This window comes from Okeania sp. SIO2C2, from assembly GCF_010692625.1.
Classification (GTDB): Bacteria; Cyanobacteriota; Cyanobacteriia; order Cyanobacteriales; family Microcoleaceae; genus Okeania; species Okeania hirsuta.
Genome location: NZ_JAAHGM010000061.1, coordinates 12,960 through 39,859, shown reverse-complemented (window position 1 = coordinate 39,859; position 26,900 = coordinate 12,960). Strand labels below are relative to the sequence as shown.

Below are 26,900 nucleotides of genomic sequence, written 5' to 3'. Positions count from 1 at the left end.
ATATGAAAATTTTCACTCAGTTATCCATGTTTTCATACCAATTTTATGTAAAATTACATAGAATTAGGTTTTATGCAAATTTTATGTAATATTGCACATAATTATGAGATTTACTAACTTGTCTGTCTTAATCTAAAGTCAACTCTGATGAATTTGGTATGAGTACAAAAAACAACTCTGATTGATGTTCTATAAATAATTGCATTATTAGCTATAAAAATGCAATAGTTATGAGCAAACTTCATCAAATCTTCATATATTGTTGATTAATTCAAAGTAACCATCTTGAGTGGCTATTTACAAACAATGGTTGTATTAAATCGATATAATGAGTGGCTATATATATCTGGCCTACAGCCCTCCAAAAATCTTGCTAGGATAGTATAAATACCTGTGGTGTTTTCAAAAAAGTGACATTGAAGAAGGAGACAGGAGACAGCTATACTGGAGACAGGAGACAGCTATACTGGAGGAAAATTACATGGGGATTCGCTCCCCCAAGTAATGCGTGAACACCCCCGTTGACGGTGGGGTATTAAACCCACAAAGAAAATGATAAAAATCCCTAACATTGATGGCCAAATAGTCAACAAAATTAGTCAAGTATTCTAAGTTTAGTAACTAGACTATTATTGGCAATTTATAGAACTAATACCATGTCTAATGTAGACCTCACTGGCCAAACCGGGATAGACCTGTGGAAAAATTACCTGATTAAAACTTTTGTTCGTGAATTTATTTGAGTTATATCCTTAAAGTTACAACTATCAACAATGGAGAAGTGGAGAAAATGTTACGCAAGCTTTTTGTGAAACTATCACTTTTTGGCATGGTCATGGCCTTGATCGGCTCTAGCTTAAAATCATCAGCATTAAACCCAAAGCTGTTAGCTAGCACTCCAGACCCAAGCACAATAGTTATTGCTGATATTTCTAATAATCCTTCAAAAAAGATTAAACGCTATCAACCCTTAGCAGACTACTTAGCAGAAAGACTAGGCCAATTTGGAGTCAAAGTAGGGGATGTCGAAATAGCTTCTGATTTACAAGAAATGGCCAATTACCTCAACTCAGGAGAAGTAGATATTTATTTTGATAGTCCCTACCCAGCAATGATTGTGAGCGATCGGTCTAATGCTAAACCAATTCTACGTCGTTGGAAAGGTGGTGTACCAGATTATTATACTGTCATTTTTACCATGAAGGATCGTGGGATTCAATCCTTAGAGGATCTAAAAAGTAAGATAGTTGGTTTTGATGAATTTAGCTCTACTTCAGGATATATGTTACCTACTTCCTTGCTGATAGAAAATGGTTTAAATCCTCAACAGAAGAAATCAGCTAGTTCGACAGTATCTGCTGATGAAGTAGGATTTGTTTTTACTGATGATGATGAAAATACTATCCAATGGGTAATTAGTGGAAAAGTTGCTGCTGGTGCAGTTGACATCGGTACTTTTATGGAAATTCCGGAAGCAAACCGACAAGCCATGATAGTTTTAGCAAAAAGTGAGAAAGTAGCTCGCCATGTAGTTTTAGTTAGACCTGACATGAAACCGGAAATGGTTGAGGCCATCAAAGCTATTTTGATTAAAATGGATCAAACGGCAGAGGGACGAGAAGTCTTAGAGAAATTTGAAAAGACAGCCAAATTCGATGATTTTCCTCCAGAGTCAAGTATAGAAAGAATGCGAGAATTGTATGAACTTGTTCAAAACAGGTGAATTAGATGGGTTTATTCAGGGTTGGACAAGGGTCGCTAGCCACCAAGTTAACGCTAGCTATGACAGGTTTGGTTGTCATGGTAGTCGCCGGTGTCACTTGGCTATCCGTCCACCGTCAGCAACAAAATTTTCATACTGAATTAGAAAAACAGGCGGAAATCTTACTCAATACTATATCAATAACAGTTAGAGATTCTCTGTACAGGCTAGATGCTGATTTTATGGAAGAAATCATGGAGCAGCTTGGAGAAGATGAAGTGCTGGCTGCTGGCCGTATTTATGAGAAAGATGGAAGAATAGTTGCTGATGCTTATGGTAAAGATGTTTTGGTTTACAATATTAAACCCGATGAATTTGGCCAGCGTCTACTAGAGAGCGACGAAACAATTTTTGAGTGGAAGTCTACTCAATTGCTTGCTGGTAAGGCAGTAGTCGTTGGGCGGAAAAGACTCGGAGCTGTGAGTGTAGGTTTGTCTATAACTCCTTTAAATCAAAAAATTGCTGCTGTGCGTAATCAAGGTCTTATAGTAGCAGCTATGGCTGCTACTGCAGGAACTTTTCTGGCATTGTTAATTAGTCGTTCTATTACTGAACCTCTAAAGGAAATGACTGTAGTTACTAAACGTCTCGCTTCTGGAGACCTAACCCAGAAGATGGAGATTTCTACTGGAGATGAGTTAGCTATATTGGCAAAGTCTTTTAATAGCATGACTTATCAACTTAGAGAACTAATTGATAGTAAAGAGGAGCTAATTTACGATCTAAAACAAAGAGCAGAAGATTTACGTCAAAGTGAGGCTAAAAATAGAGCACTGCTTGATGCTATCCCAGATGTAATTTTGCGATTCAGCAATAATGGGGTTTTTCTCTACTATAAACCTTCTAGAAAAAATGATTTACCTTGGTCTAGGGATGAATTAATAGGTAAAAAAGTTTCCGAAGTTTTGCCAGAAAATGCTGCAAAACAATATTTACAATATCTTGAGGAAGCGCTTCAAACAGGAGATATTAAAATATTTGAATATGAGTGGTTTGTCCATGGGCGACGTCATCATTTTGAAGCAAGAATATTGGCAAGTGGTCAAAATGAAGTTTTGGCTATTGTTCGAGATATTACAGAAAGTAAGTTAGCTAATATAGAGTTGCAACAAGCAAAAGAAGCTGCAGAAGGTGCTAACAAAGCCAAAAGTATGTTTCTTGCTAGTATGAGTCATGAGTTAAGAACACCTCTTAACGCTATTATTGGGTATAGCGATCTGCTGCGGGAAGAAGCTGAAGATTTAGGCCATGAAGAATTTATTCCAGACCTGGATCAAATTAAAACCTCTGGTTTACATCTGCTAACAATTATTCAAGACATCCTAGATATTTCTAAGGTAGAATCAGGGGAGATGACTATGTATGAAGAAGAATTTGATATCTTGACTTTAATAAAAGAAGTCCAATCCATTGTGCAACCACTGATCAAGAAAAATGGTAATTCTTTTGAGATGCATTGTAGTAACGAAATAGGGACTATGTTTGCTGACCGAACAAAAATTAAGCAAATCGTGATTAATCTATTGAGTAATGCTAGCAAGTTTACTCACGAAGGTATCATCACTTTAAAAGTAGTTCGCAAACACAATATGGAGCATAATAGAAATGGTAGTAGCACATTGGAAATAGATCAGACATTAAATCAGATAATTTTCAGTGTAACTGATACTGGTATAGGTATGACTCCAGGGCAGATTAAAAAAGTTTTTCAGCCTTTTGTACAAGCTGATAACTCTACGACTCGTAAGTACGGTGGAACTGGTTTGGGGTTGTCTATCTGTCAAAAATTTTGTGAAATTATGGGTGGAAAAATTACGGTAACAAGTTCTGTTGGTGTTGGATCTACTTTTAGTATAAATTTACCAACTGTTGTCACATTAAAAACTGACCATATTTTAAGTTCAGAGCGGTCGTAATATTATGTCCGGTAGCATCGGTGTAATTGGATGGGGAGATGGAAGGATGGGGAGATGGGGGGGAAATATTTGGTAATGGTTGAAGATGGAACATTTTTTTATACCGAATTAAATGGATTTGATATTATTCATCTATCTTTTCATTTTCCTGATCAGAATTCAGATGTTCAATCCCCCATTCGTGCATTTCATCAATCATCGGTTTAAGACTTTTTCCGAGAGGAGTTAAAGAATATTCGACTTTTGGAGGAACCTGCAAATAAACTTCCCGATGAACAATACCATCTGCCTCCATTTCCCGCAATTGTTGGGTAAGCATTTTGTGAGTTACACCTTGTAAAGAACGATGAAGTTGATTGAAACGTTTGACCCCATCAAATAATTCTTTGAGAATCAAAAGTTTCCAACGTCCACCAATGACTTTGATCGCCATCTCTGCTGGGCAATTTTTCTTCTTATTTGTACTTTTAATTTTCATCTCAAATTGTTGCTTTCTTCAGTTTTTATATTAAAGTTACCAGTTTTTATGACAGCTACTCGACCGATATAAAAACCAATATCTTTGCTTTTGGTGACAACTACTTTAAAAATATCCCCACTCATAAAACCATAGGATTATTGGTGTCTAAGTTTAGGTTTGGTTCTAGGAAAACCATATTGATCAGTTCTACACATTTGTCTACTACCTCTACCCATAGTATCTTTTTGGGTACTATCTTACTTTAAAGTGCATACTATACATACTAACCTGACTTAAGCTAGATTATAAATGTCAAAACAAAATCTAAGTTATTAACTTCTATAGATTTTGTATCCAGAGATTAATTCAATAGAGAAAACACCATGAGTGAACCAATTATTGCAGATAACAAACCTGTCGTTTTAGAACTTGAAGTAGGTATTGCTGTGTAAATGTGGTGCATCGAAAAAGCAACCATATTGTGATGGTTCCCATGCAGGAACTGAGTTTACTCCTATGGCATTTGAGTTAACAGAGAAAAAGAGTGTAGCACTTTGTAATTGTAAGTATACTAATAATCCTCCTTATTGTGATGGGACTCACGCTAAATTATAAATAAAATATTAATTTGTTAGTGTTGCATAATCAAACAATTATTTTGACTGAAAATTAACTTCTGCAAAATCACAATTATACCGTTTCACGGAATTCAAAAGTCAAAAGTCATGCATCGAGTGCGTAATTCTGAGGTCCCCTCAGAATGTAAGACGCACTCAAGACAGTCAAAAGTAAGATCTTATAGCTCAAAACTTTGATGCTTCAGTAATTTCAGCAAATTATTCGACATCTAAAGTTTGGAACTATTTGTAACATTCTTTTTTCAAATTGGTATTATGCAACATTAGTTGGGAGTAATCAAACATAAATTATAAAATAATTTCAGTTATTCAACCTAGTTATTAATTTTTTTTATTAGTCAAAATTAATATTAGTAATTAAAGTTTAATTTTCACAAAAAAATCAAATTTTATCGGAGGTAGTAAGAATGATTTATATACGAAAAGCTGAAGCAAGAGGGCATGCAAATTATGGTTGGCTAGATACTCATCATACATTTTCTTTTGTCAACTATTTTGACCGTGAATATATGGGGTTTCGTTCTCTCAGAGTAATTAATGAAGATAGAGTTTCTCCTAATAATGGTTTCGGAACTCATGGACATCGAGATATGGAAATTATTACTTACGTTTTAGAAGGAGCATTAGAACATCAAGATAGTGCAGGAAATGGTGCTGTACTTTATCCTGGAGAAGTACAACACATGAGTACGGGTACAGGAATTATGCACAGTGAATATAACCATTCAAAATCTGAGGAGGTTCACTTTTTACAAATTTGGTTACTACCAAATTCTAGGAGTTTAAAACCAACATATAATCAACGTTATTTTGATATAGAAAAAAACTCTGGTAAATTAAATTTAATAGTTGCGAAAGATGGTAGAAATGGGGCACTAAAAATTAATCAGGATGTGGATTTATTTGCAGGTGTTTTGAAAGAAGGCGATCGCTTTTCTTATTCTTTTGATGCTGAACGTTACGGATGGGTTCAAGTTGCTCGTGGGGAAATAGACCTTAATGATTTATCTTTAAAAGCAGGTGATGGTGCTGCTTTAAGCGAAATTAATGATGTTTATATTACAGCTAAGTCAGATGCAGAAATTCTTTTATTTGATTTAGCATAGTTCAGGAGTTAGGAGTCAGTCCTCAGGAGTCAGAATGAACAAGTTTAATACCAATTACCAAAAATAATGCTATACTTCATTAAGAGTTAAGTTATTAAGTAATAATAATGGTTCAGTAATGTTTTTAAAGATTATCAGTATTAAGCCAAGATATCTTATTGTGTTTTAACCATACTCCCTACTCCCTACTCCCTATTCTCAAGGAGATGTAGCAAGACTTTTGATATTTGGTATAATACCATTTTTGATGTCGTAAATTATCTTTTTCGTCAAATAGACATTTCATATAAAGTCAGGACTTACGCAAATTTACCTTAAAAACGCCAAGCTCCGAATGGCGTCCTCACTGGATTTAGTGTCCGTGCGTAAGTCCTGAAAGTCTTTTAATGGCGCTTATTATTCATAACATTCTTTTTTTTAAAGTGGTGTAATGTCATGCCCCGATAAGAGCGTGACAAAAAAAACTGGTTGTCCTGCTCACGTAATGGTGAAGATATATATTTTTTAATTTCTGACCACACTCCCCACATTCCCCACCCCTAATTATGCAATAACTATTCAACCAGATTTGAAATTATACCTAAAAACTCCTTCTTCTTCCTTCCTGACTCCTGAGGACTGACTCCTAACTTCTCCTATTAGCTAATTTCTCTCCTGTCCTAATAATTTGTCCTGCTAAAATAGCCGCTCCAAAACCATTATCAATATTCACAACACCTATTCCTGGTGCACAAGAATTTAACATTGTTAATAGTGGAGCTAAACCATCAAAATTAGCTCCATAACCTACACTTGTAGGTACTGCAATAACAGGACAATCTGCTAGACCTGCAACTACACTAGGCAAAGCACCTTCCATTCCTGCTACTACAATTAGTACATCTGCTTCTGCAATTAAATGTTTATTACTTAATAAACGATGTATTCCTGCTACCCCTACATCCCAAAGTCGCTTTACAGAAAAACCACAAAGAGTAGCTGTAACTGCTGCTTCTTCTCCTACTCCTAAATCAGCAGTACCAGCACTGACAATTGTAATTATACCTTGATGTTTTGAAGTAGGAAAATCAGAGATAATTGCACAGATTTTTGCATCTCGATAATAATAAAGACCAGGAATTTTATCCTGTAACTTTTCATAAATTTCTGGTTCAATTCTTGTTGCCATTACTACAGGATTATTTTTCCTCATTACCTCCATGATTTTCACAATTTGTTCTGGTGTTTTTCCTGGTCCCCAGATAACTTCAGGAAAACCTGTTCTGATATTTCTATGGTGGTCAATTTTGGCAAAATTTTCGACATTTTCAAAGTCAAAATTCTTGAGCTTTTCTAAAGCTAACTCTGGAGTTATATTTCCTGTAGCAACTCCTTTTAATAACTGTTCTAAAGCTTCAGATTTCATAATTTTAAATAATCAGACTAACAATTGAGAAAATATTAGTAACGCATCAGGCAACATCAAAAATGGTGCGTTACGCTACACTTCGTTCCATTAACGCACCCTACTGGACTGTTTCATCTAAAATAGTGCAATAGTAGGGGCGGGTTTGAAATTAATGAATAATGAATAATGGATAATGAATAATGAAAGATTTCCGTACTCGCTTACTATCTCTAGGTTTTAACAAAAGGTAATAATTAATAATTAATAATTAATAATTAATTATTGAAATAAACCCTCCCTAATGCACAAAATTAGTTGTGTCAGTCTACTACTTTAGATTTCATAATTTTAAATACATCTTAATCCGTACATCTGTGCCATAATCCGTGTGAGCAATCCGTGTGAGCAATCATTCAGAAATTTGCAATTCATATAAATTCCAGAATCCCCTGCCGAATTTACCATACTTAATACCTTTCACTCTATTTCTTATAGCCTCAAATTCTAAAGGAATTACCATATAGATAAAAGGTAACTGCTCGGCAACAATTTGCTCTGCCTTAGCATAAAGTTGTTTCCGTTTTTGTTCATCTAGAACTTGAGATGCTTTGACATATAGATCGTCTATTTCTTGTTCCCATTCTGCTACTTTTCTGCCTTCTATTGCGTTTTCTCCAGGTTGACTTCCTTGATTAAAAGTGTGTAGTCTACCATTTACAGACCAGATTGTATAATCACCATGAGGTTCTACACCTCCTCCTACAAAACCACCTAGATAAGCTTCCCAGTCTCTAGACAAATTTAGTCGTTTCAATTTAGCATTAAAACTCAGAAACTGTAGATTTACTTTAATTCCTAATTTTGCTAAATCTTGATTAATTTGTGTTGCCATTTGTTCTGTGACTTTTCTACCAGCAGTTAATAGTAATGTAAATTCTACTCTGTTATTTTGACTATCTAATAATTCACCATTTTGATTATATTTAAAACCAGCACTAAGTAATAGTGCTTTTGCTTTTTCTAGATTATAGTTATAGATTTTTAGACCTGCTTCCGGGGATAGATAAAAAGGACTTGTCACAGGAAGTAGTGAATGTTGAAGCGCACCTAATCCACGATATATGTTGTTTACCATTGCTTTCCTATTAATAGCATAAGCGATCGCTTGTCTGAAAAGTTTTTGATTAAACCATTTAGACTTAATCGGATCTACAAATGGCTTACCTTGAGGATTACGACCCTGATTAAGATTAAAAGAAATAAAACGGGCACCTGATGAAAGTCCACCATTATAAATAGTATACTTACCTCGTTTTTCTTCTCTTTTTAATAAAGGAAAAATTTCTGGTTCTACTTTAATTGTATCTAGCTCCCCAGAACGAAAATTTAAGAGTTGATTATCTCTATTTGAGATAACTTGCCAGATAATATTTTCAATATAAGGTTGAGTATTTCCTTGCTTATCTTTACGCCAGTAAAAAGGATTTTTTTCTAAGATAATTCTTTGATTTGGAGCATAACTTTTGATGCGATACATACCATTACCAACAATTTCTTTTACTGGAGTATCAGTACCCCATTTTGTTAGATAGTTTAATTCTCCTTCTGAGTTAGTAGTACGAACTGATTCTTGTAAAGCATGGTAAGGTAAAATTGGTAATCCCCCAGCATATCTAATAAAAGGAGCAAAAGGTTCTATTGTAGAAAATTCTATACGGCGATTATCAATTTTTTTGACTGTTGGTAAAGTACCATTTTTACCAATTCTTAAAACGTCTTTGGAACTACTAGGAATTTTATCATTGAGATATATTTCATTATAGGAAAATACCACATCATCAACAGTTAAAGGTTCTCCATCTGACCATTTTAATCCTGCTTTTAATTTAATTATTATTTGTTGCCCGTCGGCAGAAATTTCCCAAGATTCTGCTAAACCTGGTTCTAATTTTCCTGTGACACCATTTTCAATGATTAAAGGTTCATAAATATAGCTAAAAATGTTATATGCTGAACGATTTAATGGATAGTTGAAAGTAGAAGTATCACTAGGGGTAGATAGAATCAGAGAAGATTGATAATTTGATGGTATTGGTTGACATCCATTAAGTATAATTGCCACAATAATTGTAAGTAAGATTATTGCTCTACGGTAGTCAATATTCAGTGAATAGTTTATCATCTTAACTTTATTTTTTTACCGTCACATAATTATTATATATAGCAATCCTAAATAGGTTGTAAGATTTTATCGTAGGGGTTTGGTCTCTAAATCCTAGTCAACATAATGGGATTTGGAAACCAAACTCCTACAGTTTTTCTCACATCTGATTCCTGATTGCTATAGCAATCCTATTTTACTCGTATCAAAAATTTATAGCAGTTTTCATTAATATAGAGTACAGAGATTTGGGTTTAAAGGAAGAAGGAAGAAGTTTTGTATTCTACCTTTGTGAAAACCCCTATAGTTGCTTTTAGGGAATAGGGAACAGGTAAGAGTTTCAGGTTTTTTATCTACTTTTTAATTACCCGCAACCTATTTAGGATTGCTATAGCAGTTTTTTAATCTATAAGGTATAGTTTTATATCTCCTCCTCCCCCTTTTTTAAAGGAGATAATTGGGGATCTTCATTAATTTATCATGGATAATATACCTCTGATTAAAAACCTTGAGATTGCTTCCTTCCACTCCGTTCCAGTCGCAATGACAGACTTGTAAATTTTTCACCTACTTACTTATCAATTATCCATTATCAATTATCCATTATCCATTGGTAAAGGTTACTTAATCAGAAATTTTCAGCTCATATAAATTCCAGAAACCACCACTTAACTCAGTATAATTAATCCCTTTAATTCGGTCACGAATAGCATCAAATTCTAGAGGATTTACCATATAAATAAAAGGTAATTCTTCAGCAATAATTTGTTGTGCTTGACCATAAAATTCTTTGCGTTTATCTTCATCTAATACTTGAGATGCTTTAATATAAAGATCGTCTATTTCTTGTTCCCAATCATTTATTTTCCAGCCTTCCATTTCTTCCTCTCCCGGTTGCGGTCCTTGATTAAAAGTGTGTAATCTACCATTTACAGACCAAATATTATAACCACCATGAGGTTCAATACTTCCTCCTGTAAAACCTCCCAGATAAGCATCCCAATCTCTAGATAAAGATAATTTTTTTACATAAGTATTAAAGCTTAAAAACTGCAGATTTATTTTAATACCTAATTTTCCCAAGTCTTGATTAATTTGCGTTGCCATTTGTTCTCTGACTTTCCTACCAGCACTTGATAGTAAAGTAAATTCTACTTTGTTACCTTCACTATCTAATAACTCATCATTTTGATTATATTTAAAACCAGCACTAAGCAAAAGTTCTTTGGCTTTTTCCGGGTCGTAATTATAAATTTTTAAACCTTCTTCTGGGGATAAATAAAAAGGACTTGTCACAGGAATTGGTGAATACTGAGGCGCACCTAGTCCACGGTATATATTATTTGTCATTGCCTCTCTATTAATCCCATAGGCGATCGCCTGTCTAAAAGCTTTATTATTAAACCATTGAGATTTAATCGGGTCTACAAATGGTTTGCCTTCAGCATTTTTTGCCTGATTTATATTAAAACAAATAAAGCTAGAAGCAGGTGTCGGACCACCATTATATATAGTATATTTGCCTCGTTTTTCTTCTCGTTTCAACAGAGGATACATTTCTGCTACTAATCTAATTGAATCTAATTCTCCAGAACGAAAATTTAACAGTTGGTTATCTGTATTTTCGATAACTTGCCAGACAATATTTTCAATATAAGGCAGATTATTTCCCTCCTCATCTTTGCGCCAGTAAAAAGAATTTTTTTCTAAGGTAATTCGTTGATTTGGAGCATAACTTTTGATGCGATACATACCATTACCAACAATTTCTTTAACTGGGGTATCAGTTCCCCATTTTGTTAGATAGTTTAATTCTCCTTCCGAGTTAGTAGTACGAACTGATTCTTTTAAAACATGAGCAGGTAGAATAGGTAATCCTCCGGCATATCTGACAAAAGGAGCAAAAGGTTCTGCTGTAGAAAATTCTACACGGAGATTATCGATTTTTTTTACTGTTGGTAAAGCACCACTTTGACCGATTCTAAGAATGTCTTTAAAACTGCTAGGAATTTTATCGTTGAGATATATTTCGTTATAGGAAAATACAACATCATCAACAGTTAAAGGTTCTCCATCTGACCACTTTAAATTTTCTTGTAAAGTAATAACTATTGTTTGTCCGTCTTCGGAAACTTCCCAAGATTCAGCTAATGCTGGTTCTAATTCTCCTGTTACACCATTTTCAATAATTAAGCCGTCATAAATATAACCAAAAACACTATATGCTGACTGATTTAATGGATAGTTAAAAGTAGAAGCATCGCTTGGTGTAGAAACTACCAGACGAGATTGATAATTTGATGGTGCTGGTCTACAAGCACTCAGGAAAAATATTAAAATAACTGTGCATAAAATTGTTAGTTTACGATAGTTATTTTTTGGGGTATTAAGGTTAATCATCTTGAGGTAATTGATATATCTCTGTAACTAGATAATACCAAATAAAATCAAGATATTTCTGTTGTGAGGCAATAAATTTATTTATAAGTATTTAACCAGGTATGATATAACTTCCAGAGATATTTTATCAAAATAATTGGGTTCCTCAAACCCACCTTTTAAGGCGAAAGGTTTTTAGAACGGAGATTTATGCCCCGCTCCAAAAATAACTTCTGACTTCCCCTCCTGCTCCCCTCCTCGGAGGGGTTGGGGGTGGGTTGACTTCTAACTTCTGACTTCGTTATTCTATTCCCTGTTCCCTAGAGCCTAGAATTTTGTACCTCGCAAGCATGGGAATTGCTAGGCTTTGTTGCATGAAAGTAGCGATAGAACATTTGTTCCGCTTTAACGCACATGGAAAGCAGAGCATGACTTCAGGAAAACCCGGAGCAAATGTAGTAGCTATATCGATCTATTTTCCGAGATTGATGTTTTATTCATCTGTTGAACAATAGTTGACGTTTTATTCATCTATTGGACAATAGTTACAGCAGTTTCCGCGCATTATGAAGTACATATGTGGAGCAAGTGTGGCAGCTATATACTTTCATGCAACAAAGCCAAATTGCTATATAACTTCCAGAGATATTTGATCCGGCGTTGCTGAACAAAGGGATGAATCTTTCACTCCCCACACTCCCCACACACCCCACACTAATTCATCCCACATATTGGGAGTTATATCATGTCCGCATCTGGATTACGAAGAGGCGATCGCTCTCCCTCAATTGGCAATGGCGATCGCCTCTTTATTTTGAATGAACTCAGCAAACTGTGGTAAGTTACTCATTTTTTAGTTTAGTCAATTAATAGGTTTGTATAATCGACTGATTAGCAATAATCATTAAAAACTTTTGATCATAATATGATAACTATTGCCTTTATATTAATAATTGTTTCAATTATAAGACAAATATTAAACTTTCTCCAAAGTATTTGACAAAGATTAATTTAGCAAGAATAATGAGCAACGAAAGAACTTAAAGAAAAGATTTTCAGTAAATTAAAATTTGCTCTTTCTGATTCTTTGTAAAAAAATATTAACAAAGTAGATTTTGCCTGATGCGAAAAGCCATGAAAGCAGGGATTGCTAGCGTACTTTCCCTGTTATTGATGCTATCGGGAATGTTGCCTTGGTTCCCAACAACCGCAGCATTTGCCTACGAAGGAATCACCACCCTACCGGAAATCCAACGACCCAACATCCTAATGATCATGGGTGATGATATCGGTTGGTATAACATTAGTGCCTACAACAACGGCATTATGGGCTATCAAACCCCCAATCTTGACAGTCTTGCCAAAGAAGGAATCATGTTCACTGATTTCTATGGGGAAAATAGTTGTACTGCTGGTCGTGCCGCCTTTATCACTGGTCAAGCTTCTATCCGTACTGGGATGACTAAGGTAGGACTACCGGGTATAGATATAGGTTTACAGAAAGAAGACCCAACTCTAGCAGAGTTACTGAAACCCCTAGGCTATCGTACTGGTCAATTCGGAAAAAACCATCTAGGTGATTTAGACCAATATTTACCCACCGTCCACGGATTTGACGAATTTTACGGCAACCTCTATCACCTAAACGCTGAAGAGGAACCCGAAAACGAAGACTATCTACCCGAAGGGGAATCTATAATATTCGATCAGTTCCGACCCAGAGGGGTACTCCACAGCTATGCTGGTATAAACTCTTATGTATGCGATCCAGACAAAGGGGAAGTTCCTGCTCCAATAACTGAAGATACTGGAGATCAAGTAGTCTGTGAGACTGGTCCCCTAACTAAAAAGCGGATGGAAACCATAGATCGAGAAGTATTAAGGAAGACAAAAAAGTTCATTGCAGAAGCTAAGGAAGCAGATGAACCATTTTTTGCTTGGTTTAATACCACTCGGATGCACGTCTATACCCACCTGAAAGAAAAGTCTCAGGGAGTGACTGGACAAGGAATTTATGCCGATGGTATGGTAGAACACGATAAACAAGTAGGTCAACTTCTCCGGTTTATTAAACGGAAAGGTTTAGATGAAAACACGATTATCATCTACACTACCGACAACGGTGCAGAAGTATTTGGTTGGCCAGATGGTGGAATGACGCCTTTCTATAGTGAAAAGAATACTAATTGGGAAGGAGGTTTCCGTGTACCTGCTATGATCCGTTGGAAAGGTCACTTACCTGAAGGTGTAGTCTCCAATGAAATTATGTCTCACCTTGACTGGGTTCCAACTCTCTTAGCTGCAGCTGGTGTTGAGAATATCGACAGACAACTTCTAGCAGATGACGATAAACGGAAAATAAATGCACAATATTCCGAATATGAACAATATGACGTTCATTTAGATGGATATAACTTCTTACCTTACTTAGAATCTCTTGCAGAGCCAGAAAACAACCTGAAACGCCAGGAAATTTGTCCTTCTACCCCTGGTGTGTTGGGTGTATTGGGTCGCCTTCCCAACTATTGTCCACCTCGTTATCAGTATGTCTATTTCACTGATGATGGTTATCCGTCCGCAGTCCGGTATAACGACTGGAAAGTGATATTTAGTGAACAGCGTGCAGAGGGTTTTGATGTTTGGGAAGAACCCTATGTTAATTTGAGGGTTCCTCTGTTATTGAACTTACGTCGCGATCCCTTTGAGAAAGCACCTCACGAGTCAGAGAATTATCCTGACTGGAGGTTCCGTCGAACTTTCTTACTTGGTCCTATTACCACATCTGTAGGTCAGTTCCTCAATAGCTTTGTTAACTACCCCCCTCGTCAAAGACCTGCTTCTTTTACTATTAATCAGATAGTAGATGGGGTAGTACAACAAATTCAAATAGACAGGCTAAAAGAGGAGTTTCCGTTTATTACAGGCTTAAGAAAGATCATCCAGACGATTGTTGACAACAGTCTGGATTAAATCAAAAATTAGGCTACAGGTAGTATCTATTGCTGCTCAGTTTTGGCGAAAAATACTGCTTGAAACATGAGTCTAATATCATGTCCGGTTAAACACTTGTAATTAAATGTAGGTTGGGTAGAACGAAGTGAAACCCAACAAAAGGCTGATTGTCTTGGGTTTATCCTAACGGATAAGCTCCGCTAACGTTCCTCAACCCAACCTACAACTAGCGATTTTATTATAAGTAATCATCCGGACTTGATATAAATTTAAATCCATGAGTCTCTTGGTGATTAATATTTACTCAGATATTAATTACCTGATTACACTACGGTGTACACAAAAGTAGAATTTAGGAGGATCTTTTTAAGACTATTGTTGAAGATAGATCCTCCTATTTCTCTTAACAGTAATTCAAGCAAGTTTCAAGAGGTTTAAATCAACCATGAACTTTCTCAACATCAACAGAAAAACTATCACATTTTTTCTTTCAGTTTTGCTCTCAATCTTTTGTATCGGCGGTACTTTAGGTTGTCTTCCTGCCTATGCAGCATTAGATTCTTGGAATGAAACTCCTCAAAAACAAGCAATCATCGACTTTGTGAATCAAGTTGTTACTGACGATGTTCCAGTAAAAGATCGCATTGCTGTTTTTGATAATGACGGAACCTTGTGGGCTGAAAGACCGCATTATTTCCAAGAAGACTTTATTAAAACTAGATTGGATAAATTGCCTGAACCCAGAGTCAGTAGACTGATTCAAAAGACTCAAAAGAGAATTGATAAAACTGGAGGACATCCTATTTCAGAGGAAGGCAAAACTTTTTTAAGTGAAATTCCAGTTGTTAGTGGACTCACAACAGGTGAATATAACTCCTTAGCTAGAAGTTTTCTTGATACAATCCATAGTAGTGTCACTTCTAATGATGATGGAGATTATCAACGGTTTGATACTGCATATATCAACCTGACTTACAAACCTGTGATTGAATTGGTTAACTACCTCAAAGCAAATGATTTCAAAGTCTATATTTGTTCTGGAGGTGGCATTTATTTTGTTCGTTCCTTTTCTGATGAAGCTTATGGTATTCCCACTGAAGAAGTGATCGGTTCAGCTATTAAGACAAAATATGATGAGTCGAATACAACCGATGGACCTGGAGGCAGTTTAGTCCGTAGATCGTGGCTAGCTCACTATGACGATCAACAGGGTAAACCAGTAGGAATTGAACTGTTTATTGGCAAACGACCTCTCATCGCCGTTGGGAATTCTAGTGGTGATTTTGAAATGTTTAAATATACAGATTCTGGGGTGGGAAATTCCTTGATCGTCCTGATTAATCATGATGATTGTGTTCGGGAATATAAATACAATGATGTACCTGGAAGCACTCATTTAGAAGATGGTGAAGAAGTAGCTGATAATGAATCTCTCGACTACGCCCAAACTCATGAAAATTGGATCGTGGCTAGTATGAAAGACGATTTCAATACTATTTTTGATCCAATTCCATCAAGATCACCTCAAATGTGTCCTAAACTTTAGTTAGTGGTCAGTCGGGTGAGCTTTGCTCACCTGATAACAACAGGACTTATACAGAATCCGGTTGAATAATCGTCATTGCGACGATAGGAAGCAATCTCAGGGATGCACGGAGATTGCTTCCTTCCACTCCGTTCCAGTCGCAATGACTTGGATATAGTAATTATCCGGATTTTATATTAGGCAAACAAACCAAGAAACCGGGTTTATTGCTTGATTATTGTCTCTCAAACCACCAAGCTTCCTTGATAAACCCGGTTTCTGCGTAAGTCCTAAACAAATTAAATTAAGACCTTGTATTATCCAAGTCTCAATCATTTTATGAAAACTTTTTACTTAAAATCAATTATTATCTTTTTCCTCACAATATCCCTAATTTTCCCTTTCTCCACACCAGCACAAGCATCCTCTACAGATAATAGTTGTCCTGAAGGAATGATATTTATTCCCGGAGGAACTTTTACAATGGGTTCAGATACTCATTATCCATCAGAAATTTCTGCCAGTGATGTCACTGTAGATAGTTTTTGCATCGATCGCCACGAAATCACAAATGCAGAATTCCGCAAATTTGTCAAGGCAACAGGCTATAAAACCATTGCCGAACGCCCCCTACCGAAATCACAATTTCCCGATCTAACTGACAAGCAACGACAACCTGGTTCCCTCGTCTTTGAACCCCCCTCTGAAGGTATTCAACAAGTTGCTTACTTAAGTTGGTGGCATTGGACAGTGGGTGCTAATTGGCAACATCCCTACGGTCCAAAGAGCAACATCAGAGGGAAAGATAATTATCCTGTGGTTCACATCGCTTATGATGATGCAGTTGCTTATGCTAATTGGGCGGGTAAATCTCTCCCCACAGAAGCTCAATGGGAATATGCAGCGCGGGGTGGTCTTCAAGAGCAAGAATTTACTTGGGGAAATCAATATTCTGCAAAGAAAGCGAACACCTGGCAAGGGATGTTTCCCTTTTTCAATACAAAACAGGATAACTATTTAGGCACAGCTCCGGTAGAATCTTTTCCCCCCAACGGTTACGGACTTTATGAGATGACCGGAAATGTTTGGGAACTCACCTCAGACTGGTATCAGGTAGGACATTCCGGCAAAGACCATAGTGTAAACCCCGTCGGGCCCGACAAAACCGCCAGTTTCGATCCTGTCAAACCCCAGGAAGGAGCTTTGCACGTTATCAAAGGAGGTTCTTACCTCTGTGCAAAAAATTATTGTAGTCGCTATCGACCTGCTGCCAGAGAGTCTCAAGCTCCTGATACTGGAACAACTCATATTGGGTTTCGCTTAATTATATAATGTCGAGTTGAATAGTGATAAGGTATGAGCTATGAAGACTTAATACTTACCTTATTAGGTAACCGATTGGATTATCTACTCAGATAGCATTTTAGCATTATTTCCCATATTGTTGAATTGATCGACTAAGTCAGGACTTACTCAAAGAGAATATATGTAGTGTACTGACCTAAAGTGAAAAAAATCGGGGGAGATAACAATATATGGTAAGATGGACAAATGTCTAATTACGGGAGTGGGTACAATTTGAGGGTATTGATTAGTTTCGGCTAAGAGAAGGGAAATATATTAAACTTAAACCCAATGAAAAAAGTATTTTTATAGTGAATATTTCCCTGGTTTATGGTTAGATCGAGAGGCTTTACTTGGAGGTAATTTAACCCAAGTATTAGCAATTTTACAATAGGGCTTAAATTCTTTATAATATCAAAAGTTTGTCAAAAATTTGAGCAAAAATCTTAATTATGCTGAATAACCCTTCCGAAAATCATTACAAAAATATCGCCAATATTTACGATAATCTCTGGTCATACTCTCCTGAATATATTAAATTTACAACTAAAAAAATCATCGAATATCTACACCTAACTCCCACAGATACTTTGGTAGATATTGGTTGTGGAACAGGAATTTATAGCAAAGAAATTCTCAATCACATTCAATTACAGCAACCGATTATTTGCGTCGATCCTTCTGCTGAAATGCTAGAAAAAATTCCGGCAAATAGTCGATTAAATCCCATAGAAATGGATGGAGTAAAATTCTCTAAAAACCCAGGAATTTATAACAAAATTTTCTTAAAAGAAGCTATCCATTATATAGAGGAAAAATTTATACTATTCCAGAATTTATGGAAAAGACTAACTCCTAGAGGAATTTTCTTGTTATTGCTCTTACCACCCACTATTGAGTATCCTTTATTTGCTAAAGCACTAGAATTGTACGAAAAAAAACAACCTCACTATCAAGAACTAATTGATTTACTTCAAAAAGTAGGTTTTGTTGTCGATTCTGATATTATAGAGTACCCTTTAGAATTGCCAAAAAGTCAGTATTTTGAAATGGTAGAAAATCGTTATATGTTTTTGCTTTCTGAATTTAATGATACTGAATTAGCAGCAGGTTTAAAGGAAATGGAAGAGAAATATCAGGATAAATCAGTTTTGAAATTTAGCGATCGCATGGTTTTTATAGCAGCAACTAAACCTGAGTATATCTGAAGTTAGTAGGGGTGAATGGCCATTCGCCCCTATGTTCTTGCCATGACTAAAAGTGCATTATGGCATATTTAGACATTATTTTTTTGTAAACCTTTTCTCTTACTGCACTTTGAGCTGGAAGTTGTAAAGACCTGATTGAGCAGCGCTGTACCGTTCTTAGAAACCTACGATAATCTGCAAAAATCTATGATTTTCTATAAATAATTCGGTTTTGAATCCAAGTAGCATAAAACAGATAATTAGAAATTATTATAGATTATACCAGATTATAACCAACAGTTACTAGACCTACTTAAGAAATGTTTTTCTCACTGTTGTCTACTATCTGCTAACTGTTCTCCATTGTAGATAAACGTTGCAGAGATATGCTTGCTGCTTGAGATACTTGAGGATGGCTATCTTTTTCTAAATATTTCAAGGCAGATATACTCTTAGGAGTAGGCATATTTCCTAAAGCTTCTGCTAAACGTTGGCGAATTAACCAATCTTCTGAAAGGGCAAACTTGAGAATATGTTCCACTGCTTCTAAGTCTCCAATTTCTCCTAAAGCGGCGATCGCTGCTTGTTGTATCACCATCTCCTGACTATCTAAAGCTTCTATCAATAAATTATGGGCGCGTGGATCTTTCAGGTTTCCCAGAGAAACTGCCGCACTGAAACGTACTAACCAACTGGTATCTTCATAAAATGCTCTCGCTAAGGGTTCAAAAGCTCTAATATCCTCTAGATAACCTAACGCCCCCGCCGCATCAGCACGAATGCCATAATCTGCATCTTTTTCTAACAATTCTACTAAAATTGGGTAGGATTCCTCTGTATGTTTTACACCCAGAGCAAATACTGCCATGGAGCGTACTGGTAAATTTGGGTCATTCAATACTTTTTTAATCAAAGGTACTGCCTCAGTAGCAGATACTTCTCTTAGATAGGCCAGGGCAAGGAGGCGATCGCGAGAATTTTCACTATCTAATTGGACAGATATTTGCTCTAAACTCATATTTTGCATATTTGGCCTTTATTTGTAAAACTTTACATTTGTCTTATATTATAGTTATTGACATCCTCCCGACGCTGCTCTACGAAACAGCGCGGGATTCCCTCACATTGCTGGTAGGGGCTTTATGTTGCCTCTTGACAGAGGAGCTGCGCTAACATAGCACCCGCCTTCCGGGATTTATATCATGTCCGGATAATTAGTGATAAAAAAAACTTTCTTTTTCTTCTTCTTTCTTCCCTCCTGACTCCTGACTCGGTCCTCCTGACTCCTGACTCCTTCATCATTTATTTATAACTGTTCAACCGGATATGATATTACTCCCTTCGGGTCTTACAGTGGCTCCACAGACTGACACTGCGAGTCCCGCAGCCTTCGAGCGTGGGCGTTCCCTTGGGTCTATTGCACCCCGCGGGTTCCCATCCGCAAAATATTTATCGAAGCGTTTATGTCCCTGTCATGGTGACTACCACACTCTGGACAATTCCACTCTCTAATACTTAGAGGTAGTTTTTCCACTACATGACCACAATTAGAACAACGCTTAGAACTGGGAAAATATCGGTCAACTTTGATTAATTAACGACCGTACCATTCTACTTTGTATTCTAATTGCCTAACTAATTCTCCCCAGTTGGCATCACTACCCACCCCTCTTGCTCCCCTCCCGGGAGGGGATGGGGGTGGGTTATGATTTTTAACCATGTTTTTTACTGCCAAATCTTCAACTACTATCGTTTGGTATCTTTTGATTAGTCGGGTTGTCAGTTTATTGGTATAGTCAAGCCTTGAATCTTTAATTTTTGCGTGTATCCTAGCTACTTTAAGCCTGGCTTTTTGATAATTATTTGACCCAAAGGTTTTCCTAGATAAAGACTTTTGAGCCAACCTTAGTTTTTTGTGCAACTTGTTGAGATTTTTAGGATTAGCAAATTTTTTTCCATCACTGGTAGTTAGTAAGCTGGTAATTCCTAAGTCAATACCTATCTGTTGATTAACTGGTTTGAAAGTTATACCAATTTCATAAAATATTGCAAAGCGTGAGGACACACTTAACTGGGAACACCGGAGCTGGGAACAGAGAAAGAAAAACATAAATATTAAAGAGGAAAAAAGGTGGAAATTTTAGAATTTATGGAATTTATAATTTTTTATTTTAAGAAGAAATCACAAATTAAGATGTAACTGCCTTTGCGTGAATTTGGTATTAAATCTCTTGTATCATTAACTCTCAAAGATACAGACCATTTACAACAAGGGTCAAGTTTTACTATTATTGTAGTTGGTACACAGTTTTGTGGTAGTTACCTACTCCATCTAATAGACAATGGTTCAGCGCATTTAGCGATCTGAGACCTGACCATCTTTCCACTTAAATGCAGACTTTGTGAACTCAGGACTACCACCATTGCGCTTTTTCTTAAAATTAGGGTATTGAGTCCGTCCACTAAAAAAGTTAGTGTTTGCGTAGCATTCCGTAGGAAAAGCAGTCTGTAGATGTCTTAAACCTTGTTGTAATGGAACACTGCTGACTGTTGTCAGAAAATCTAAATCTTCCTGTTTTTTCCAGTTCGTCAGCATAGCAGAAGTTTGCTGATACCCTACTCGCTCTTTGTTCTCATACCAAGCTTGAGTTCTAGCAGCTAAAGCTTTGTTGTAGATTAAACACACACAACCCAATGTCCTCCGAACAGATTCTCCTGCTCTGGAGTTGGGTAGAACCTAAATTCGCTTTTTCAACAATCTACTAACAATCTACTGCTTACCGAAAGCTTTTTAGATTCTAACAGATTATGTGTAAAACCGCAAATTTGTTGGTTTTCCCATGGGACGCTCCCGTGACCGGAGAGCGCAGGTCTTCAACCAACGTTGAGATAAATGAAGAGGGAAGAAGTTAAGAACAAATAAATCAAGAATAAATAATCATAGTGAGCTTTTGTGGAGAAGATCCTTCTATATATAAATTGATAACTCTCCTTTTTGTAGCATTCTTTTTAATAATTGGTAGAATTATTTTTTTTAAATATTGGAAATACTAGGGACATTCGATAGTAGATTCCGATAAATATTATAGTTTTTAATCTGTGGCGATCTGTCTGAAAATTACTACAAGTAAAAAGAATCTTAGATTTTTGTTCTCTCCTCCTAATATTTTTGATTAATTATCAACTGCTTATATTTTATGAAACTATAATTATAAGTTAAAATATTTTACTGTTGATTATCAATATTTTTAGCAATGTTATGTAAGTCAGTTTTTCAGCCCCACTTTTTAGTTCCTATTACCTAATTTCCCTTTTCAAGTTTCATCTTCAGCGAGGGTAATTAGTTCATCTTTAAGGGTTAAGTCAAATTTAGTATGCAAACTTGGCGCTATATAGATACCAAAATTATTTTCTTTATCTTGAAATTGAGAAGTTATTTTCACGCCAATACAAATTTCATTACGAGATTGAGCAGCAAATACACAGTCAGCAAAAGATAATTTACCAACTTTTTCAGGAGAGAAGAAAAGCTCTATAGGTTTAATATACATTTCGCTACCTTCTGCTGAAAATAAATAACGGTAGACTAACATTACTCCTGGTTCTTGAGATACCTGGGCTAAAATTTTCGACACAAATTGATTAGATAGTAGGAAGTCTTGAACTCCAGCTTTAATTACCAGATCGGTTTCTTCAGAGTCAGCCAACTCTGCTACTAATTCAGTTGTAACCGGGTTTCCTGTTTGCTCTGTATATTGCAAAAATATTTGCCTAATTTCTAGTAATATTGTCAGAGTTTTAGCATCTATTTCTTCAGAGTTTTTACCTTGACTGGCTAAAATTGAGATGCTTTTATATTTATATGGTTGGAGAGTTTCGAGTTCCTCAACAACATCTACATCTATTTGCCAAATTTGCATTAAAATTTCAGGATAAGCTGCGCGAATTTCGTTAAACTGACCTTCAATTTCTGGTGTTAATTGGTGACTAACTAGATTAATTTCTGAACCTTCAAGTACATATTTAGCATATTCTCGGAGACAGATTGGAGTTTTTGAGTTCCAACCAATAATTAAATGTTTTTCTGTTTCTCTAGTAAGAGTTTTTCGCGAGTCAACATAACCTAAAACTTGAGGTTTAACTAAAGGTTCCTGATAAAATCTAATTTGGGAGTCATCTTCTGCCAAAACAATTATTGATTCAGCATCTATTAAGTTGTAATTGTTATCTGGTTTGATAATTAAATTACCATTTTTATCTCGTACCCCTAAAGGAATACTTTGATAAAAGTGAAATTGTAATTCAGTAAAACGAAGGTTTTGCCAATCATATTCAGGACGATAAAAATAAATTTCATTTCCAGCAAAACCTACTAAATTTAAGTATACTGTTGCTAGTCCTACAGAGCGTGAAGTTTGGACTAAAATTCTACCTAAAATATCAGCTTCATTCAAAGTTGTTACAGCTTCAGGAGCAATGCTTTGGGCTAAAATTCGATATTGTTCTGAGTGAATTTCAGCTACTATTGGTGGTAAAAATAATTTCTGTTCTTCATTAGCTGCTACAGTGGCTAAAATTGTTTTGACAACTCTGGCATCAGATAATTTTTTTAATTCTTTTGGATCTGAACCTTTAGCATCGTTTAAAATCACTACCGATCTAGCAACTTTAACTCCTACTTTATTCAGATTATTTATATTTGTTACTGTTCCACTACGAGTAACTACTCTAGTAGTTTTTAAATCTCCTAATTTTTCGCGGAGAAAATCATCCATTTGTTCTTTATCTTCTGCTGATCAAATCACTACTACTGCATCAGGTTCTGATTCATTTGCTATTACTAACTCAGTCACAATATCTACAATTCTGTCATTAAAACCTAAGATTAAAGTATGGTTTTTTTCTACTACCAAGCTTTTACCTTTTTTCAGCAAAGTCAGTCGTGATTCAAATTCTTGAGTGATAAAAGCTACTAAACTAGAAAAAAGTACTAAACCTACAAAAATAGTTAATACTCCTACAGTTTTAGTGGAGAAATTGGCTTCGTCTCCGGTGTCTCTAAGACCTATGAGTTGAACAAATACATCCCAAAGTAAATCGCTTTCTAAATCTGTATTTGGGAATAGCCACTCAGAAATATAACGTAGACCTGTCATTAATAAAAAGGCCCCAAAAAAAGCAGAGAGCAATGCTAGAAATACAGAAAATCCACCCCTTGACATAAAGTTGTCAAACTTATATTGAAAGCGTTCTTGCCAGGAAATTTTACTTTGAGCAGACATAGATTTTTTCTTCAAATTAATATAACTATTTTGCCTGTGGTTGCATAAGGATAAACATAATTTTATTTATCATTGATAATTATACAATGAATGAATGTATGTATGTTAAAAAAAATAGGAAGTTCTGCAACTAAGCAAAAAAATCAAAACAGGTACTTAACTATTTATTCAGACCGCCTCCGGTTGAATACTTATAAATAAATAGACATCTCCTCCAAAAGAGAGAATAGGGAATAGGGAACAGGGAACAGGGAACAGGGATAAGTAATTGATAACTTACTTATAATAATTGATTTTATTGTGGATTTTTGGAGAGGTCTAATACCAATTTGACAACTGTTTGTTACAAATAGTTAGGCTATTTCTTAGGAGTCAGGAGTCAGAATGAATTGTTTTGATGCCATTTTTTAGGTCGTAATTTATCTTTGTAGCCAAAGGGACATCTCCTGTAGATTCTTTTAATTACTCTTATTATTCATAACATTCTTTTGGGTGCATCTCAATTTTGAATAAAGCCAAAAATTTATCGCTTTTAGGGAACACCGGATATGGGATCTGGGTTCTGGGAATATATAGAAAAAAAGTATTTTTGCTTGCTATGAGATGCACCCATTCTTTTTTCACGCTTGGTCTAATAGTAAAAGATAACAGAGGAAAGACAGAAGGCATAGGAAAATATAATTATTATCCAGAAAAGAGAGAATAGGTATGGAAGGAACAGGTTTATTGTAAACCGCAAATCTACTACTTATTAATCAATCAATTTATTAAATACTTCTTGATTTCTAATATCGTCAAAATCTGGTTCATTTTTTGCCATTTCCTGACATCTACTAGCATTGAGACTAATTGCTTTTTTCAAGGTTTTTAAACCTGCTTCAACTTCACCTTTCAACACACAACAACGAGCCTTATTATACCAAGCACTAAAAAAATCAGGTTTAATTTTTGCTGCATTATCATAACAAGCGATCGCCTCTCCATAAATACCTAACTTCATCAAAGCAACCCCTCGATTATTCCACGCATCGCTATAATTATTTTTAATAGCAATTGCCTGATTATAAGACTTAACTGCCTCTTGATATTTTTGAATTTTTGCTAAACAAACACCACGATTATTCCAGGCATCAGCATAATCAGCTTTAACTTTAATTGCTTGTTCAAAAGAATTAATTGCCTCTTGATAATGCTGCAATTCTATTAAAGAAACACCACGATTATTCCAGGCATCAGCATAATCAGCACGAATTTGTAAAGCTCTATCATAAGAAGCGATCGCCTCGTCATACATTTTTAATCTTGTCAATACCACCCCTCGATTATTCCAAGTATCTGCCATTTCAGGATGAATTTTCAAAGCTTGATTGTAAGAATAAATAGCTTCTTTGAGTCTACCTGCAAAGAAAAAATTATCTGCTTGTTTAGCATAATCATTTGCCATCATTAACGGTTCAGAATTATCAGTTTGAGCAGCAGAATATTGAATCAATGTATCCTTTTGCAGTTGTTCTATTTTTTCGTCAGCTTGTTGACTTTGTTGTTGCAGTTCATCTAATATTATTTGAGCTTCATTGACGATTTCTTTTAACTGAGATATTGTGTCATATTTAAAACTTTCAATTTCTTGCTCTGTAATAAAAATTTTGTTAGATAATTTTGTCTGAAGAAACCAAATCCAAATGGCAGCAGAAGCGGGAAATAAAGTCAGCAAAATCAAAAAAATACTGAGCAATGATGTGGCATGACGAAATGTATAATCTACTTCTTCTCGCACGCGACTACGAATTTCTTCTTTCAGTTGAAAAATTTCTACTTTTTCCTGATTTTGAGCTAGTAAACTATCAATTTTATGAGTTGCCAAATTTTTATTTTCTGGGAATACAGATAATAACTTTAAATCATTTTTTTGTTGGTAATTATCGTTAATTTTATCCTTTGTCCCTTGACTATACGCAGAATTTCCACTAATAGAGAATATTAGGGTTATAATTAAAATATAAATTGACTTTGGTAAGCCTTTACTGAGGTTTTTTAACATCTGCTTGTGGCAAAACTCTACCATGTTATATATAGCAAACTTTTTGAAATTTGGTATTATTTCATGTCCGGTTGAACAGTTATAAATAAACGACGAAGGAGTCAGTCTTCAGGAGTCAGAAGGAAATAAAGAAGAAGAAAGAGGAGGAGGAGGAGAAGGAGAAGGAGAAAGTTTTTTTATCACTAATTATCAGGACATGATATTAGGACAGATTGACAGCTTAAAACTCAGACAACGTTATTTCAGTTATCAGTTATCAGTCATCAGTTCTCAGTTGTAAGATTTTTACTTCTTCCTTCTACCTTGAAGAAGGAGTCAGGAGTCAGTCCTCAGGAGTCAGGAGGGAAAATTGCATGGGGATAGTCTTCGACAAGCCGCTCCGCGTCTACGCTCCCCCAAACAATTTTGAGCACCGTGTAGACGGTGGGGTATTAAACCCATAAGGGAAATGATAAACTAATAATATTTCTATCTATAGCATTAGACATCTCCTCCAAATGAGGGAGTAGGGAGTAGAGGGAAAGATCAGTTATCAGTTATCAGATTTTTACTTCTTCCTTCTACCTTGAAGAAGGAGTCAGGAGTCAGTCCTCAGGAGTCAGGAGGGAAAATTGCATGGGGATAGTCTTCGACAAGCCGCTCCGCGTCTACGCTCCCCCAAACAATTTTGAGCACCGTGTAGACGGTGGGGTATTAAACCCATAAGGGAAATGATAAACTAATAATATTTCTATCTATAGCATTAGACATCTCCTCCAAA

19 protein-coding genes and 1 pseudogene are annotated in these 26,900 nt (G+C 35.7%); 10 read left to right on the top strand and 10 right to left on the bottom strand.

The annotated features are described in order from the left end of the window. Positions 1–790: 790 nt before the first annotated feature. Both F6K18_RS29630 and F6K18_RS29625 read left to right on the top strand, forming a co-directional pair. Positions 791–1,723: a phosphate/phosphite/phosphonate ABC transporter substrate-binding protein gene (locus F6K18_RS29630; protein WP_287526224.1), complete on the top strand. Its 933-nt coding sequence runs from the start codon at positions 791–793 to the stop codon at positions 1,721–1,723. Positions 1,724–1,728: 5 nt separating this feature from the next. After that, entirely contained in the window at positions 1,729–3,678 is a 1,950-nt protein-coding gene (locus tag F6K18_RS29625; RefSeq protein WP_287526222.1) for an ATP-binding protein, read from the top strand. Between the two features lie 124 nt (positions 3,679–3,802). On the opposite strand, the gene F6K18_RS29620 is transcribed toward F6K18_RS29625, so the two are convergent. Both F6K18_RS29620 and F6K18_RS29615 read right to left on the bottom strand, forming a co-directional pair. Next, complete coding sequence (locus F6K18_RS29620) at positions 3,803–4,156, bottom strand: helix-turn-helix domain-containing protein (RefSeq protein WP_287526220.1); 354 nt, start codon at positions 4,154–4,156, stop codon at positions 3,803–3,805. Further along, a complete protein-coding gene (locus F6K18_RS29615) occupies positions 4,153–4,281 on the bottom strand; it encodes a hypothetical protein (RefSeq protein WP_287526219.1) in 129 nt (42 codons plus the stop codon). The genes F6K18_RS29620 and F6K18_RS29615 overlap by 4 nt, the downstream gene beginning before the upstream one ends. Positions 4,282–4,579: 298 nt before the next feature. Between F6K18_RS29615 and F6K18_RS29610 the strand changes: the two genes are divergently transcribed. Next, positions 4,580–4,753 (top strand): CDGSH iron-sulfur domain-containing protein, encoded by a 174-nt coding sequence (locus tag F6K18_RS29610; protein WP_287526217.1) that lies wholly within the window; start codon positions 4,580–4,582, stop codon positions 4,751–4,753. A 430-nt stretch (positions 4,754–5,183) separates the two neighbouring features. Continuing rightward, a complete protein-coding gene (locus F6K18_RS29605) occupies positions 5,184–5,882 on the top strand; it encodes a pirin family protein (protein ID WP_287526215.1) in 699 nt (232 codons plus the stop codon). Between the two features lie 625 nt (positions 5,883–6,507). Here the strand turns inward: F6K18_RS29605 and larB are convergent. The 3 genes from larB to F6K18_RS29590 all read right to left on the bottom strand — a co-directional run bounded on the left by larB (position 6,508) and on the right by F6K18_RS29590 (position 11,830). Next, positions 6,508–7,287 carry a nickel pincer cofactor biosynthesis protein LarB gene (gene larB, locus F6K18_RS29600; protein ID WP_287526212.1) on the bottom strand — a complete coding sequence of 260 codons (780 nt, stop codon included), beginning with the start codon at positions 7,285–7,287 and terminating at the stop codon, positions 6,508–6,510. A gap of 391 nt (positions 7,288–7,678) precedes the next feature. Continuing rightward, positions 7,679–9,451 carry an ABC transporter substrate-binding protein gene (locus tag F6K18_RS29595; RefSeq protein WP_287526209.1) on the bottom strand — a complete coding sequence of 591 codons (1,773 nt, stop codon included), beginning with the start codon at positions 9,449–9,451 and terminating at the stop codon, positions 7,679–7,681. 603 nt (positions 9,452–10,054) lie between these two features. Next, positions 10,055–11,830, bottom strand: coding sequence for an ABC transporter substrate-binding protein (locus tag F6K18_RS29590; protein ID WP_287526207.1), 1,776 nt, complete (start codon positions 11,828–11,830; stop codon positions 10,055–10,057). Between the two features lie 654 nt (positions 11,831–12,484). On the opposite strand from F6K18_RS29590, the gene F6K18_RS29585 reads away from it, so the two are divergent. The 5 genes from F6K18_RS29585 to F6K18_RS29565 all read left to right on the top strand — a co-directional run bounded on the left by F6K18_RS29585 (position 12,485) and on the right by F6K18_RS29565 (position 18,838). Continuing rightward, the gene (locus F6K18_RS29585) at positions 12,485–12,631 is read left to right on the top strand and encodes a hypothetical protein (protein WP_287526204.1); all 147 of its coding nucleotides are present in this window, start codon (positions 12,485–12,487) and stop codon (positions 12,629–12,631) included. A 300-nt stretch (positions 12,632–12,931) separates the two neighbouring features. Further along, a complete protein-coding gene (locus tag F6K18_RS29580; protein WP_287526201.1) occupies positions 12,932–14,779 on the top strand; it encodes an arylsulfatase in 1,848 nt (615 codons plus the stop codon). 427 nt (positions 14,780–15,206) lie between these two features. Beyond that, a complete protein-coding gene (locus F6K18_RS29575; RefSeq protein WP_287526198.1) occupies positions 15,207–16,307 on the top strand; it encodes an HAD family phosphatase in 1,101 nt (366 codons plus the stop codon). 318 nt (positions 16,308–16,625) lie between these two features. After that, entirely contained in the window at positions 16,626–17,618 is a 993-nt protein-coding gene (locus F6K18_RS29570) for a formylglycine-generating enzyme family protein (protein ID WP_287526195.1), read from the top strand. A gap of 464 nt (positions 17,619–18,082) precedes the next feature. Beyond that, positions 18,083–18,838 (top strand): class I SAM-dependent methyltransferase, encoded by a 756-nt coding sequence (locus F6K18_RS29565; protein ID WP_287526192.1) that lies wholly within the window; start codon positions 18,083–18,085, stop codon positions 18,836–18,838. Positions 18,839–19,166: 328 nt separating this feature from the next. Here the strand turns inward: F6K18_RS29565 and F6K18_RS29560 are convergent, their stop codons facing one another. The 4 genes and pseudogenes from F6K18_RS29560 to F6K18_RS29540 form a co-directional block, all read right to left on the bottom strand. Continuing rightward, positions 19,167–19,844 (bottom strand): HEAT repeat domain-containing protein, encoded by a 678-nt coding sequence (locus tag F6K18_RS29560; RefSeq protein WP_287526189.1) that lies wholly within the window; start codon positions 19,842–19,844, stop codon positions 19,167–19,169. A 289-nt stretch (positions 19,845–20,133) separates the two neighbouring features. After that, positions 20,134–21,526: pseudogene (locus F6K18_RS37405) on the bottom strand (RNA-guided endonuclease InsQ/TnpB family protein). A 605-nt stretch (positions 21,527–22,131) separates the two neighbouring features. Next, complete coding sequence (locus tag F6K18_RS29545) at positions 22,132–23,592, bottom strand: hypothetical protein (RefSeq protein ID WP_287526187.1); 1,461 nt, start codon at positions 23,590–23,592, stop codon at positions 22,132–22,134. A 21-nt stretch (positions 23,593–23,613) separates the two neighbouring features. Beyond that, the gene (locus tag F6K18_RS29540) at positions 23,614–24,099 is read right to left on the bottom strand and encodes a hypothetical protein (protein ID WP_287526184.1); all 486 of its coding nucleotides are present in this window, start codon (positions 24,097–24,099) and stop codon (positions 23,614–23,616) included. Positions 24,100–24,604: 505 nt separating this feature from the next. On the opposite strand from F6K18_RS29540, the gene F6K18_RS29535 reads away from it, so the two are divergent. Then, complete coding sequence (locus F6K18_RS29535; RefSeq protein WP_287526182.1) at positions 24,605–24,805, top strand: hypothetical protein; 201 nt, start codon at positions 24,605–24,607, stop codon at positions 24,803–24,805. A 45-nt stretch (positions 24,806–24,850) separates the two neighbouring features. Here the strand turns inward: F6K18_RS29535 and F6K18_RS29530 are convergent, their stop codons facing one another. Next, positions 24,851–26,164, bottom strand: coding sequence for a tetratricopeptide repeat protein (locus tag F6K18_RS29530; protein ID WP_287526179.1), 1,314 nt, complete (start codon positions 26,162–26,164; stop codon positions 24,851–24,853). Positions 26,165–26,900 lie beyond the last annotated feature (736 nt).

Excerpts from the sequence above, each read along its gene's own strand:
- F6K18_RS29630 (WP_287526224.1), top strand. The coding sequence starts at position 791 with ATGTTACGCAAGCTTTTTGTGAAACTATCACTTTTTGGCATGGTCATG.
- F6K18_RS29625 (WP_287526222.1), top strand. The coding sequence starts at position 1,729 with ATGGGTTTATTCAGGGTTGGACAAGGGTCGCTAGCCACCAAGTTAACG.
- F6K18_RS29620 (WP_287526220.1), bottom strand. The coding sequence starts at position 4,156 with ATGAAAATTAAAAGTACAAATAAGAAGAAAAATTGCCCAGCAGAGATG.
- F6K18_RS29615 (WP_287526219.1), bottom strand. The coding sequence starts at position 4,281 with ATGAGTGGGGATATTTTTAAAGTAGTTGTCACCAAAAGCAAAGATATT.
- F6K18_RS29605 (WP_287526215.1), top strand. The coding sequence starts at position 5,184 with ATGATTTATATACGAAAAGCTGAAGCAAGAGGGCATGCAAATTATGGT.
- larB (WP_287526212.1), bottom strand. The coding sequence starts at position 7,287 with ATGAAATCTGAAGCTTTAGAACAGTTATTAAAAGGAGTTGCTACAGGA.
- F6K18_RS29595 (WP_287526209.1), bottom strand. The coding sequence starts at position 9,451 with ATGATAAACTATTCACTGAATATTGACTACCGTAGAGCAATAATCTTA.
- F6K18_RS29590 (WP_287526207.1), bottom strand. The coding sequence starts at position 11,830 with ATGATTAACCTTAATACCCCAAAAAATAACTATCGTAAACTAACAATT.
- F6K18_RS29585 (WP_287526204.1), top strand. The coding sequence starts at position 12,485 with ATGAATCTTTCACTCCCCACACTCCCCACACACCCCACACTAATTCAT.
- F6K18_RS29580 (WP_287526201.1), top strand. The coding sequence starts at position 12,932 with ATGCGAAAAGCCATGAAAGCAGGGATTGCTAGCGTACTTTCCCTGTTA.
- F6K18_RS29575 (WP_287526198.1), top strand. The coding sequence starts at position 15,207 with ATGAACTTTCTCAACATCAACAGAAAAACTATCACATTTTTTCTTTCA.
- F6K18_RS29570 (WP_287526195.1), top strand. The coding sequence starts at position 16,626 with ATGAAAACTTTTTACTTAAAATCAATTATTATCTTTTTCCTCACAATA.
- F6K18_RS29565 (WP_287526192.1), top strand. The coding sequence starts at position 18,083 with ATGCTGAATAACCCTTCCGAAAATCATTACAAAAATATCGCCAATATT.
- F6K18_RS29560 (WP_287526189.1), bottom strand. The coding sequence starts at position 19,844 with ATGCAAAATATGAGTTTAGAGCAAATATCTGTCCAATTAGATAGTGAA.
- F6K18_RS29545 (WP_287526187.1), bottom strand. The coding sequence starts at position 23,592 with ATGGATGATTTTCTCCGCGAAAAATTAGGAGATTTAAAAACTACTAGA.
- F6K18_RS29540 (WP_287526184.1), bottom strand. The coding sequence starts at position 24,099 with ATGTCTGCTCAAAGTAAAATTTCCTGGCAAGAACGCTTTCAATATAAG.
- F6K18_RS29530 (WP_287526179.1), bottom strand. The coding sequence starts at position 26,164 with ATGGTAGAGTTTTGCCACAAGCAGATGTTAAAAAACCTCAGTAAAGGC.